General features: G+C 71.2%; 11 protein-coding genes. 6 read left to right on the top strand and 5 right to left on the bottom strand.

What is annotated here, in order from left to right:
- Positions 1-14 precede the first annotated feature (14 nt).
- Genes EAD96_RS15255 through EAD96_RS15245 form a run of 3 tightly spaced genes read right to left on the bottom strand, consistent with a single transcriptional unit; the run spans position 15 to position 2201 of the window.
- Positions 15-479, bottom strand: a complete 465-nt coding sequence (locus EAD96_RS15255; RefSeq protein ID WP_121684744.1) for a DUF3237 family protein — start codon at positions 477-479, stop codon at positions 15-17.
- A 28-nt stretch (positions 480-507) separates the two neighbouring features.
- Positions 508-975, bottom strand: a complete 468-nt coding sequence (locus EAD96_RS15250) for a MarR family winged helix-turn-helix transcriptional regulator (protein WP_158614792.1) — start codon at positions 973-975, stop codon at positions 508-510.
- A complete protein-coding gene (locus EAD96_RS15245) occupies positions 972-2201 on the bottom strand; it encodes a flavin-dependent oxidoreductase (protein WP_233585800.1) in 1230 nt (409 codons plus the stop codon). Before EAD96_RS15245 ends, EAD96_RS15250 begins: the two co-directional genes overlap by 4 nt.
- A 250-nt stretch (positions 2202-2451) precedes the next feature.
- Here EAD96_RS15245 and EAD96_RS15240 point away from each other — a divergent pair, with 250 nt between their 5' ends.
- From EAD96_RS15240 to EAD96_RS15215, 6 genes are all read left to right on the top strand, one after another.
- Positions 2452-3426: an ABC transporter substrate-binding protein gene (locus tag EAD96_RS15240; RefSeq protein WP_121684742.1), complete on the top strand. Its 975-nt coding sequence runs from the start codon at positions 2452-2454 to the stop codon at positions 3424-3426.
- Between the two features lie 7 nt (positions 3427-3433).
- Positions 3434-4204, top strand: a complete 771-nt coding sequence (locus EAD96_RS15235) for an ABC transporter permease (protein WP_121684741.1) — start codon at positions 3434-3436, stop codon at positions 4202-4204.
- On the top strand, positions 4201-5016 hold the full coding sequence (locus EAD96_RS15230; protein WP_121684740.1) for an ABC transporter permease: 816 nt from the start codon (positions 4201-4203) through the stop codon (positions 5014-5016). Before EAD96_RS15235 ends, EAD96_RS15230 begins: the two co-directional genes overlap by 4 nt.
- Positions 5009-5821, top strand: coding sequence for an ABC transporter ATP-binding protein (locus tag EAD96_RS15225; RefSeq protein WP_121684739.1), 813 nt, complete (start codon positions 5009-5011; stop codon positions 5819-5821). Before EAD96_RS15230 ends, EAD96_RS15225 begins: the two co-directional genes overlap by 8 nt.
- A 246-nt stretch (positions 5822-6067) precedes the next feature.
- Entirely contained in the window at positions 6068-6316 is a 249-nt protein-coding gene (locus EAD96_RS15220) for a hypothetical protein (RefSeq protein WP_121684738.1), read from the top strand.
- Between the two features lie 135 nt (positions 6317-6451).
- On the top strand, positions 6452-8854 hold the full coding sequence (locus EAD96_RS15215) for a phosphoketolase (protein WP_233585790.1): 2403 nt from the start codon (positions 6452-6454) through the stop codon (positions 8852-8854).
- 66 nt (positions 8855-8920) lie between these two features.
- On the opposite strand, the gene EAD96_RS15210 is transcribed toward EAD96_RS15215, so the two are convergent.
- Positions 8921-10885, bottom strand: coding sequence for a right-handed parallel beta-helix repeat-containing protein (locus tag EAD96_RS15210; RefSeq protein ID WP_121684736.1), 1965 nt, complete (start codon positions 10883-10885; stop codon positions 8921-8923).
- A 67-nt stretch (positions 10886-10952) separates the two neighbouring features.
- Positions 10953-12614 (bottom strand): CocE/NonD family hydrolase, encoded by a 1662-nt coding sequence (locus EAD96_RS15205; RefSeq protein ID WP_121684735.1) that lies wholly within the window; start codon positions 12612-12614, stop codon positions 10953-10955.
- Between the last annotated feature and the right edge of the window lie 76 nt (positions 12615-12690).

The following is a 12690-nucleotide window of genomic DNA, read 5'->3' as shown; positions in this document are numbered from 1 at the left end:
CCGGCCGGGAACTCCTAGGTGACGCGGTAGGCGGTGTAGCGCACCCGGTCGGCCTCACGGATCGCCGACGCCACGAAGACGGACTGCTCCAGCAGCGCCAGCGCGGGCACCGACGTCTCCAGTCGTACGCCCAGCCGGAAGTAGTACTCGGCCGGGTCGACCGCGTCGCCGCGCAGCAACGCCGCGAGGATCTCCGGGCGGCCGCTGCGGACGCCGAACGTCCGGATGTAGACGTGACCGCCGTCCGCGGTGCGCGCCGAGTAGCGCGTGTCGATCTCGATCGCGCCGTCGGGGCGGATCACCTGCCAGTCGGCACCGCCGGGAAGGATGTCGGCCTCGAACAGGCCGGTGACCCGGCCGCCGACGATCGGCACGACGCGGCGGTGACCCGCGCGGGTCGTCCCGTGGTCCTCCAGCACCCCGAGCCGGGCCTCCACCTCGAACGCGGCCTCCAGACCGGGCACCGGCGGGGCGCTCACGGCGTCCGGCCGGCGGGTCGGCGCGTACTCATGGGGTGTCCTTGGTCTGTGCGAGGGCGTCGCGGAGGCGTTCCAACGCGGGCACCGCGGCGGCGAGGGCCGCGCGGTCCGCCGCCGGCAGGGTGGCCGCGGCGCGGGCGACCAGGTCTCCGCTCGCGAGGTCGAAGCGGTCGAACAGGTCGAGGGCCTTCGGGGTGGCGAGGACCTCGACGTGCCGGTGGTTGCCCGGACGGGGGCGGCGCTCGACGAGACCCCTGCCCTCCATCGTGGTGAGCAGGTTGCTGACCGTCGAGCGGCTGAGGCGGAGCCGTTCGGCCAGCTCACCGGGACCGGAGACGGTGCCCCGGGGCAGGGCCCGCACGATCTCGATCTGCGCGTCCGGGATCTCCGGCAGGTGCTCGGCGGCCCGGGCGGCGGCGAGTAGCGTGCGGCGCAGCGGTGAGATCACCGATGCCAGTCGCGCGGCGTCCAGCTCGGTCGGTTCCGGGCCGGTCACGGCAGGACGCCCGAGAAGACCGTCGGCGTCAGGGAGGCCCGTTCGTTGAGGTCGGCGGGCAGGAAGCCGGCCGCCTTCTTGTATCCGGTGGCGATCTCGGTCAGCTCCTCCGGTCCGATGACGTCGTGGATGTGGTCGAACCCGTCCGGCGCGCGCTCGTGGGCGAGCACCATCACCTGTTCCGGGCCCTGCCGCCGGTTGCTCAGCACGAGCGCCGTGGTCGCCGGCCGCCGGTCCGCCTCGTAGGCGTCGAGCGCCTGCCCGACCGTCGGCGCGGTGGCGAGGTGGAAGGCGAGGGTACGCGCGTCCAGGATCGCCTGCGACGCCCCGTTGGAGCCGTTCGGATACATCGGGTGCGCCGCGTCGCCGAGCAGCGTGGTGTTCCCGTGGGTCCACGTGTCGATCGGGTCGCGGTCCACCATGGGGTATTCGAGGATCTCGTCGGCGGCGGCCAGCAGTTGCGGCACGTCGAGCCACGGGAAACGCCAGCCCGCGAAGAGCGAGACGACCGGCGCGGGGTCGACCGCCCGGTTCCAGTCCGCGTTCGGCCCGGCGAAACCGGGCCCGCGCCGCTCCGCGACGACATTGATCAGGCCGGCGCCGATCGGGTACGCGACGAACTTCTGTTCCGCGTCCCCTGCCATGATCATGGTTCGCCCGTCCAGGAATCCGGGCGCCCGCGCCGTCCCCCGCCACAGCGTCAGCCCGTTCCAGATCGGCGGCCCCTCGCCGGGCTGATGGTGCCGGCGCAACTCGGAGTGGATGCCGTCCGCTCCGACGATCAGGTCGCCCGCGACGCTCACCTCCCCCGCTGCCGTCTCGAAGCGGGCGACGCCGTCCCGGACGCCGACGAGCCGGTGCCCGGTGCGCACCGCGTCGGCCCCCAGCCGTTCCCGCACGGCGGTGAGCAGTTCCATCTGGAACCGGCCGCGGTGCACGGAAAGCTGCGGCCAGCGATATCCGGCGTCCAGCCCGCGCGGCTCGCTCCAGATCTGCTGACCGTGCCGGTTGTAGTAGGCCAATGTGCCGGGCGCGGCGCCCAGCCTTTCCACGCGTTCGCCGAGACCCAATTCGGTCAGCTCCCGGACGGCGTGCGGAAGCAGATTGATCCCGACGCCGAGTGGGCGCAGCGCGGCGGCGCGCTCATAGACGGCGATGTCCCGGAAGCCGGCCCGATGCAGGCTGAGCGCGGTGGTGAGGCCACCGATACCAGCGCCCACGATCACGATCGCCAAGTCGTCGCTCCCTCCGCCGCCGCACCACCAACCACACAGTTTGGTCACAAAATCGTCACGCGTCAAGACGTATTCACATCGAGGCCGGACTACTCGTCCCGCATTGCGATTCGCCTTATCGGAATTCTTGACAATCAATCATCTCTGCATGACGCTGATCGACGCGGTCGGATGGCTAACCTCTCCTCGCCGGCCCTCACTCCTCCGGATGCACCAGCGCTTCGCACGGAAGGGCTCGTCCATGAAGAAGGTCACCGCCCTCGCTGTTCTCGCCGGCCTCACGATCGCCCTGACCGGCTGTACGGACTCCGACGCCACCGATCCGTCCCCCGGGACGAGCGGCGATCTGCGGAAGGTCCGCGTGGCGGCGCTGCCGATCAGCGAGACCGCCGCGCTGTGGGGTGGCATCAAGGCGGGCATCTTCCGGGAGCAAGGGCTCGACGTGGAGGTGGTGCCCGCACAGGGCGGCGCACAGGCCATCCCGGCGCTGATCAACGGCGACATCGACTTCGCCATCGGTCAGCCGTTCGGCCCGTTCCGCGCCGACCTGCAGAACCTCGGCGTGGTGATCATCGGGAACTACGCGTCGTCCTACGCCGACGGTGACGACATCAACGCCGTGGTGGCGTCGGCGAAGTCCGGCATCACCCGGCCCGCCCAGCTCGCGGGGCGCAAGGTGTCGGTGAACAGCCTGGGCGCCGCCGGCGACGTCACGATCATGGCGGCGGTCGAGAAGGACGGCGGCGATCCGGCGAAGGTCAAGTTCGTCGAGGTCGCCTTCCCGGACGCGGCGGCCCAGCTCGCCGCCGGCAACATCGACGCCGCCTGGGTGACCGAGCCGTTCATCACCCAGATGCGCAAGCGCGGTGACGTCCTCGTGGTCGCCCCGTACCAGGCCACCGTCCCGGGGCTCACCACCCTGACGACGATCACGTCGAGCAAGCTGAAGGACTCCGACGCCGAGCTGATCGCGGACTTCTCGGCGGCGATGAAGAAGACGCTCACCTGGGCCAAGGATCCGGCCAACGAGAAGGACCTCCGCCAGGCCATCAAGGACAACCTCGAACTGCCGGAGCCGGTGGCGGACTCGGTACGGCTCCCGGCATTCGGGTGGGAACTCGACCGGGCCGGCCTGGAGCAACTGGCGACGCTGGCCCAGAAGTACCGCGTCCTCGACCGGCGACCCGACTTCGACCGCCTCATCCAGCAGCAGTAGCCGGCCGATGCGCAAGATCCTGCTGGGCGCCGTGGGTCTGCTGGGGTTCCTCGTCGTCTGGCAACTGATCCCGACACTGGGGCTGGCCGACCCGCACGACCTGCCGTACGCGACGGACGTGTTCGGGTGGCTGTTCCAGGAGGTCCGCGACCTGGCGTTCTGGCGGCGGCTCCGGCTCACCATGACGTCCTGGGCGATCGGCCTGACGCTGGCGACGCTCGCGGCCCTCGCGCTGGGGACGGTGGTGGGGATGGTGCCGTTCCTGCGTCGCGCGACGCACACGACAGTCGAGTTCCTGCGGCCGGTGCCGTCGGTCGCGCTGATCCCCCTCGCCGTGCTGATGTTCGGCCTGCAGATGCGCGCCGCGCTCGTCATCATCGTCTACGCCGCGTTCTGGCAGGTGTTCGTGCAGGTGATCTACGGCGTCGCCGACGTCGACACCGTCGCCCGCGACACGGCGCGGAGTTTCGGCCTCACCCGCGCCGAACGGCTGCGTTACCTCGTCCTGCCGACCGCCCTGCCGTACCTGATGACCGGGCTGCGTCTCGGCGCTGCGGTCGCGCTCATCCTGGCCGTCACCGCGGAGATGGTGATCGGCAATCCCGGCCTCGGGCGCATGATCGAGCTGTCCCGCTCCTCCGGGGACGCCGTCGGCCTGTACGGCCTCGTCGTGGTCACCGGGGTCCTCGGCCTGCTGGTGAACGTCGTGTTCCGCTTCGTCGAACGCCGCTCGCTGGCCTGGCACCAGTCGGTGCTCGCCGACGAGGCGGCCCGGTGACCGCCCTCGGCGCGGGCCGGGCCCGTCCCCGCGACCTGGGCGTCCGGGTCGCCGAGAACGTGCTGTTCACGGTCGGGCTTCCCGTCCTGGCCGTGGGGCTCTGGGCCGTCTGGTCCACCCGGTCGACGAACCGGTTCCTCGTCGGCCCCCGCGCCCTCCTCGACGCGTTCCGGCAGACCTGGATCGGCCCGGCGTTCGTCGACGACGTCCTGCCGAGCCTGTACCGGCTCCTGATCGGACTGTTCGCGTCGATCCTGCTCGGCGTCGCCGCCGGCGTCGTCATCGGCCGGCTCCGCCCGCTACGCGAACTCCTCGAACCACTGCTGGAGTTCTTCCGCGCGATTCCGCCACCCGTGCTGATCCCGGTCGCCATGCTGCTGCTCGGCATCACCGACACCATGAAGGTCGTCGTCATCACCTCCGGCGCGATCTGGCCGATCCTGCTGAACACGATCGACGGCGTCCGGGCGACCGACAGCGTGATGATGGAGACCGCGCGCTCGTTCCGGATCTCCCGGTGGGACCGGCTGTGGCTGCTGATCCTCCCGGCGGCGAGTCCGCGCGTCATGACCGGCGTACGGCAGGCGCTCTCGGTGGCCCTGATCCTCATGGTGATCTCGGAGATGTTCGCGTCGTCCGCCGGTCTGGGTTACCGGATCGCCTACTTCCAGCGGAACTACCTCATCGCCGAGATGTGGAGCGGCATCCTGCTGCTCGGCCTCATCGGCGTCGTCCTCGCCGTGGTCTTCGGTGTCGTCGAACGCCGCGTGCTGCGCTGGTACCACGGAATGAAGGAGGTGAGCCGTGGCTGACGGGAGCCCTCTGCTGAGAGTCGAGCACCTGCGGAAGGTGTACGCGTCCGCCCGGGGCGAGGTCGAGGCGATCGGGGATCTCAGCTTCACCATGGATCCCGGCGAGCTGCTGTGCATCGTCGGCCCCTCGGGCTGCGGCAAGACCACGCTCCTGAAATGCCTCGCCGGGCTGCTCCGGCCCACCAGCGGCCTCGTCGAGATGGAGGGATCGCCGGTGACCGGCCCGAGCCCGGCGATGGCGGTGGTCTTCCAGGAGTACGGCCGCAGCCTGTATCCGTGGCTGACGGTCCGGGGCAACGTGGAGCTTCCGCTCCGCCACAAGAAGCTGTCCCGCGCCGAACGTGCCCGGGCGGTCGCCGACGCCCTCGACGCGGTCGGCCTGCCGCAGTCGGCGCGCAGCCATCCGTGGCAGCTCTCCGGCGGGATGCAGCAGCGGGTGGCGATCGCACGCGCCATCGCGTACCAGCCGGACGTGCTGATCATGGACGAGCCGTTCGCCGCCGTGGACGCGCAGACCCGCGCGGACCTGGAGGATCTCGTCCGCGAACTGCACCTTACCCGTGGCATCTCCACCGTCTTCGTGACGCACGACATCGACGAGTCGGTGTATCTGGGCCAGCGCGTGCTCGTCCTGTCGAACTCGCCGACCCGGGTGCAGGAGGACCTCGTGATCGACCTCCCCCGGGAACGCGATCAGCTCACCACCCGGGCCCTGCCCCGGTTCACCGAACTGCGGACCCACGTCTACGAGCAGATCCAGCGGGCCAAGCGCGGGCCGGCCGCGGCGCCGCAGCCGGCGCCGTGACTGTGCCTCGCCGGTCCCGGCACAGGGTCACGTAGCCCACGCGTACGGGCGCGGGCCGGTGGAGGGCGGAGCATGATCAGAACCCTGGTGGAGAACCGTCTCACGGCGCCGGCCCGCTACGACTCCTACGGGAGCTGATGCGCGCCGCGTACCACGGACCGGCGACCACCGGCTGACGCCGCGGTGACCGCCGCTTCGTTCAGGAGGGAGAGGTCATGAACCGGAACAGTCTCCGGCGGGCCGGCCATGCGCGTGGAGATCCTCGGCCCCCGCCGGACGCTGGTGTTCCGGTCCGCCGACGGCGCCTGGGTGTGGGGCTTCCACCTGCGACGGTACGGCGCGGGCACCCGGCTGATCAGCCGTAACCGGATCTCCCTGGCCGGGCGTCCGGGGCCGGGCCGGACCGCGTACCGAATGGTGATGGAACCGGGCAGTCTGGTCATGGAGCGCCGGATGCTGCTGGGTATCAAGCAGCGCGCGGAACGAACGTCATGAATGTCCCCGGCGGTGCGCAGCGGTCGCCGGCGAGGGCCGAAGGTCCCGCGGCTTCCGGCCTGCGGCCCCCCGCGGCCGGGCGCCGCCGGGCCTAGGCTGGATCCGGACAAGACGAGATCAGTGGAAGGAAGCACGGTGACCGCGGTCGAATCCGAACTCCGTACGCTCGCCGAACTCGACGACACCGAACTCGCCCGTCTGGACGCGTGGTGGCGGGCGAACAACTACCTGACCATCGGTCAGATCTACCTGCAGGGCAACCCACTGCTGCGCGAGCCCCTGTCGGCTGAGCACATCAAGCCGCGCCTGCTCGGCCACTGGGGAACGAGCCCCGGCCTGTCGCTGATCTACGCGCACGTCTCCCGGCTGATCCGGCACACCGGCCAGCAGGCGATCTACCTGGCCGGTCCGGGTCATGGCGGGCCGGCACTGGTGGCCGCCGGCTACCTGGAGGGCACCTACAGCGAGATCTACCCGGACGTCAGCCAGGACGAGGCCGGGATGCTGCGCCTGTTCCGGCAGTTCTCCAGCCCCGGCGGTATCCCCTCGCACGTGTCGGTGACCACCCCGGGTTCCATTCACGAGGGCGGTGAGCTGGGCTACGTCCTGGTCCACGCGTTCGGCGCGGTGATGGACAACCCGGACCTGCTGGCCATCGCGGTGGTGGGCGACGGCGAGGCCGAGACCGGGCCCCTGGAAGGCTCCTGGAAGGGCGTGTCCTTCCTCAACCCGGAGCGCGACGGCGCGGTCCTGCCGATCCTGCACCTGAACGACGCCAAGATCTCCGGTCCCACCGTGCTGGGGCGCAAGGACCCCGAGGAGGTGCGCCACCTGCTGCGGGGCCACGGTTACGACGTCATCGAGGTCGAGGGCTCCGACCTGCCCGGCATGCACCACCGCTTCGCCGCCGCCCTGGCCACCGCCTGGACGAGGATCCGCGACATCCAGACCGCCGCCCGTGGCGGCTCCTGGGACGGTACGCGTCCGACCTGGCCGCTGATCGTCCTGCGGTCGCCGAAGGGCTGGACCGGGCCGGACGCCGTCGACGGGGTCACCGTCACCGGGACGTGGCGCTCCCACCAGGTGCCGCTGTCCGGCGTCAAGGACAATCCGGAGCACCTCGCGCTGCTGGAGCGCTGGCTCAGGTCGTACCGTCCGGAGGAGTTGTTCGACTCCACCGGCGCGCCCGTGGCGCTGGTCCGGGACCAGGCCCCCGACGGCGACCTGCGGATGAGCGCCAGCCCGCACGCGAACGGCGGGCTGCTCACCCGGGACCTGGACCTGCCGGACTTCCGTTCCTACGCGATCGAGGTGCCCCAGCCGGCGCGGCAGCGGGCCGAGTCGACGCGCAAGCTGGGCGAGATGATGCGCGACATCTACGCCCGCAACGCCGACCGGTTCCGGTTGTTCTGTCCGGACGAGACGAACAGCAACCGCCTCGGCGGCGTCTTCGACGTCTCCGACCGCGCCTTCATGGAGCGGGTGACGCCGGACGACGTCGCGATCAGCCGCGACGGCCGGGTCATGGAGGTACTCAGCGAGCACAACTGCCACGGTTGGCTGGAGGGCTACAACCTGACCGGCCGGCACGGCATGTTCGCCACCTACGAGGCGTTCGCCATGGTCAGCGCCTCGCAGACCGTGCAGCACGGCAAGTGGCTGCAGGAGGCCAAGCACCTGCCGTGGCGCGCGAAGGTGCCGAGCCTCAACGTGCTGCTGACCTCGACGGCGTGGCGCAACGACCACAACGGCTTCTCCCACCAGGGCCCGGGCCTGATCCAGGTGGTGCTCACCCAGCGCGGCGACGTCGCCCGGGTCTACCTGCCGCCGGACGCCAACACTCTGCTGTCGGTGGCCGACCACTGTTTCCGGTCACGGTCGTACATCAACCTGATCGTCATCGACAAGCAGCCACAGTTGCAGTACCTCTCCATGGACGAGGCGATCGAACACTGCGCCCGCGGCGCGGGGATCTGGGAGTGGGCCGGCACCGACGACGGCACCAGCGACCCCGACATCGTCCTCGCCTGTGCCGGTGACGTCGTCACCATGGAGACGGTCGCGGCGGCGCAGATCCTGCGCGACCGGCTGCCCGGTCTGAAGGTGCGCGTCGTCAACGTGGTCAACCTGATGACGCTGGTCCGGCCCAAGGACCACCCGCACGGCATGAGCGAGACCCTGTTCACCGAGCTGTTCACCGACGACGTCGACGTGGTCTTCTCCTTCCACGGCTATCCCGGCGCGATCCACCAGCTCGTCCACGGCCGCCCGGACGCGGACCGGTTCCGCGTGCGCGGCTTCATCGAGCAGGGCACGACCACCACCCCGTTCGACATGACGGTGCGCAACAAGGCGTCGCGGTACCACCTCGTGATGGACGCCATCAACAACGCCAAGCGTCTGCCACGCGGTGCGGCGGACCTCAAGGCGTGGTGCCGCAGTCAGCTCGACCGCCACGAGGCGTACGTGGTGGAGCACCTGGAGGACATGCCCGAGGTCCGCGACTGGGCCCTCGGCGACTGGGCCGCACGCGGCTGAGGTCGACGGAGACGGTGACGCCGGCCGGGCGTCACCGTCTCCTTTCGCGTACGTGCGGGTCCGCGGTCAGAAGACGCGAGTGCGGCGGGCCCCGGACGCGAGGCCCGCGATCGGGCCGACGGCGCCGTCGTGTCCCGGTTGCCGGGGTTCCCCCAGCAGGTCGACGTCCATGACGGCCGGGCTGCCGTCCGCCTCCTCGAACTCCGCGTCGGCGCACCGGACCCGTTCCAGGTCCCGGCCGGTGACCACACCGACACGTGCCTCGTCGAACGCCTCGGGAAGGCCGGTGACGAGCCAGACCGCGTCGCCCTCGACGACGACGGTCGCCGTCGCGGTGCCCAGCACCCGTGGCTCCCGCTCACCCTCGAACGGGCGGGCGCCCGCGGCGTAGGCGTTCGCGCGGGCGTACACCGGTTGTCTCACCTCGACGTACTTCTGCTGGTCGCTGGGCGGCTGGTCGGCGAGGCGGGCCAGGTACTCCGCGAACGACGCCGGATGCCCGTCGTATCCGGCGGTGCCGGCCAGCGGCGGTCCCTCACCCTCCGCGCCCGTCCCGTAGGCCGCGCCCGGGTCGCCGCCCACGAAGAGGTTCCCCACGTACCTGTCGTCGCCGCCGTAGATCACCGCGTACCCGGCGACCTGGGTGCTGTGCGGCCGGTGGTAGGGCGTGGCGCGGTCCAGCACCGGCTCCAGCCGCACGGTGCCGCAGATCAGGTTGCAGACGAAGGCACCCCCCTGGCTGAACAGCTCCAGCGCGGCGGGCGAGCCGAAGATGTTGTGCTCGACCAGGTAGGGGCCGTGGCTGACCTCGACGAAGAGGTCCCGGCAGTTGTCGTGGTAGACGTTGCGGGAGAGCCGGGTGCCCTGGGCCTGCCAGTCCAGCCAGGTGCCGAGCGAGCAGTCGTGGATCCGGTTGTGCCGGATCACCACGTCGATGGCGGCGTGCAGCTTGATGCCGGCGATCTCGTAGCCGTAGAACTCGCGCTTCACGCCGATGCGGTGGATGTGATTGTCCTCGATCGTGGAGAACGCGCATCCGAGGTGACCGGCTATCGCGTTCTGGCCGCAGTCGTAGATCGTGTTGCGGCGGATCACGTGGGAGCCGATGTGCTCCCGGTCCCACCCGATCTGGCGGGCCGCGAAGACCGACTCCAACTGGTACTGGTATCCCGGCTTGTCGCCGCGCAGAGCCGAGTGGTTCTGCCCGGTCGACCCCTCCTTCCCGATCGAGATCGCCGAGCACTTGGCGTCATGGATCACGTTGTCCTCGATGACCCACCCCTTCGCCCAGTTCGGCCCGATCAGGCCCGGCTGGTCGGCGGTCGGCGGCGCCCACGGGCTGGCCGCCTGTGCCAGCTCGAAGCCGCGCACGGTGATGTAGTCCAGGTGCGGTTGTTCCGGGTAGAAGACGCTGCGGCGTACGTTGATCTCCACCAGCTCCGTGTTCGGGTCGGCGCCCTGGAAGTTGGCCCAGATCGTCGTCCGCTCACCGACCTCGGCGTACCAGACGAGCCGGGTCTGGTCGGGATCGCCGACCGGACGGGGCAGCCTGGTCCAGTCGTCGACGACCTCCGTGCGCCGGGGCGGATCGTCGACCTCCGCCCGGCTCGCCACCTCGAAGAAGCTCAGGCCGTTCAGATAGACGTCGCCGAGGTGCCTGCGCGGCGCATCCTTGCCGTACACGATCCAGTCGCCGGTCACCTCCTCGGCGAACGGGTTGAACGAGCCGAACAGCGAGTTGTCGACGACCGCCCGCCATACCGTCCCGCCGAGCGGCTCCCAGCCCGTGACGCGTTCCGATCCCTTGATCACCACGTGCTCGCCGGGTGCCGCCTCGTAGGTGATGCGGCGGGAGTCGCTGAGACCGCCACGGCGTGGCTTGACCCACTCGCGGTACTCCCCCGCGTGCACCACCACCGTGTCACCGGGCTGCGCGACGCCGGCCGCCCGGTCGATCGTCCGGAACGGCCGCTCGGCGCAGCCGTCGGCGCGATCCGAACCGCTGGTCGCCACATGGAATACCGATGTCATCCGGGGAGCCCTCCTTGTCGATTGATGGAGATGCCTTCGGCGCCGCGGGCGGCGCGTGCGCACCCGTTCATGTCCACACCGGCAGGTCGATCGCGGACGGGTGGGCGCCGTCGTGGGAGATCTCCTGCTGCGCCCGTACCGTGGTGGTAGCGGTGGCGGCGGGTTCGCCGGTGCCGGGATTGCGGGCGTAGCGCGGATGCGCTCCGGAGCTGACCTGCACGGCGACGCGGTGGCCGGCGGCGAAGCGGTGGAACGCCGGCCACAGCGGCACGTCCAGCTCGACGTAGCCGTCCCCGTCGGGCCGCGGGTCGGTCGCCGCGGTGCCGACGCCGCCGATGCGGCGGATGCCGTCGCACACGGTCATCGATCGGCCGTCCGGGTGCACGTCGCAGATCCGGATGAACACGTCCGCGCTGGCTGCCGTCGAACGGAACCGGACACGGGCGATCGGCTCCCCGGCGAGGACGACGGCGTGGTCCAGCGGTGGACTGCGGAAGACCGCCACGTCCGTACGGCGTTCGTGGGCGCTGTTGTCGACCGGCCCGGAGGCCGGGCCCAGGCCGGGGCCACCGAGTGCGGGCGTGGGCCGGTCCGGGTCGTAGGTGTAGCGGGTGCTGCCCCCGTCGGGAGCGGCGGGGTCGAGCAGCCCGTCCGGATGCAGGTACCACCGCTGCGCGGCGGCGCCCGGCGGCGGCCACGCGGGCAGGTCGCGCCACTGTTCCGCGCCGGTGAGGAAGGCGCGCACGGGTGCCGGCCGGGCCGCGGGCGTACCGGCGAAGTGTTCCTTGAGGAACGCGACCGACTCGGCGAGGAACGGGCTCTGCTCGCTGCTGTGACCCCACGGGCCGATAGTGAGCCGCGGCGGGCGACCGGCCGCGGCGAGCCGGGCGTAGTCGCGCAGCTGCCAGGGCAGGAAGATGTCGTACCAGCCGGTGGCCATGTACACCGGTGCGGTGACGTCGGGCACCGACGCGGTGTGCGACTGCCGGGTCCAGTAGTCGTCGGTGAGCCTCTCGTGGGCCAGCCAGTCCTGGTACCAGCCGATCGGGTGGCCGGCCACCGCGGTGTCGCCGCGGGACAGGGGCAGGACGTCGAAGGCTTCGGCCAGCTTCCGGTCCGGCCGCCGCGCGAGCCGCGCCCGGACCAGGGCGCCGCGCATGCCCCGCAGGGCCATCAGGCGCGACCAGCCGAGCGAGCCGCCCAGCGAGAAGGCGCCGTTGTTCCAGGTGACCGCGCCGAAGTCGGCCATCGTGACGTTCAGGCACAGGGCATCGGGGGCGTTGCCGGGGTCGTCCCGGCACATCCGACCCGCCACGGCCCACTGGGTGTAGCCCAGGTAGCTCTCCCCGTACGTCGCGACGGTGCCGGTGAACCACTGCTGGCGGCGTACCCACCGGTGGGTGGCCATGCCGTCGCGCTGCTCGTCGAGCTGCGGCCGGAAGCTGCCACCGGAGCCGCCCGTACCGCGGCAGCTCTGCACCAGGACCGTGAACCCCTCGCCGGCCAGCGCCGGCGCGTGGGTGAGCGAGCCGTGCCGGCCGTACGGCGAGCGGACGACGATCGTGGGCAACGGCGGTTCCACCGGGCCGGCCGGCAGGTAGAGGTCGGCGATCAGTTCGACGCCGTCGTCCATCGGCACGCGCAGCCCGCGCCGCACCGTGAAGGCGTACGAGGGCTCCGGGGCCGCGCGGCGGAGCCGCCCGGACAGTCGGCGGCGGAGACTCCTCATCCCTCATCCTTGGTTCTGGAGTTCACGCCGGGCCGGCTGTGCGGATGCGCACCCTGCCACCGGCCGGCGCCGTGCC

This window comes from Micromonospora sp. BL1, from assembly GCF_003667485.1.
GTDB lineage: Bacteria > Actinomycetota > Actinomycetes > Mycobacteriales > Micromonosporaceae > Micromonospora > Micromonospora tulbaghiae.
Note: the sequence above shows the minus strand (reverse complement) of the source record. Positions and strands in the feature narration are given on the sequence as shown.

What these genes read in the sequence shown, in the direction of transcription:
- EAD96_RS15240 (WP_121684742.1), top strand. Translation starts at nt 2,452, where the DNA reads ATGAAGAAGGTCACCGCCCTCGCTGTTCTCGCCGGCCTCACGATCGCC.
- EAD96_RS15235 (WP_121684741.1), top strand. Translation starts at nt 3,434, where the DNA reads ATGCGCAAGATCCTGCTGGGCGCCGTGGGTCTGCTGGGGTTCCTCGTC.
- EAD96_RS15220 (WP_121684738.1), top strand. Translation starts at nt 6,068, where the DNA reads ATGCGCGTGGAGATCCTCGGCCCCCGCCGGACGCTGGTGTTCCGGTCC.
- EAD96_RS15210 (WP_121684736.1), bottom strand. Translation starts at nt 10,885, where the DNA reads ATGACATCGGTATTCCATGTGGCGACCAGCGGTTCGGATCGCGCCGAC.
- EAD96_RS15205 (WP_121684735.1), bottom strand. Translation starts at nt 12,614, where the DNA reads ATGAGGAGTCTCCGCCGCCGACTGTCCGGGCGGCTCCGCCGCGCGGCC.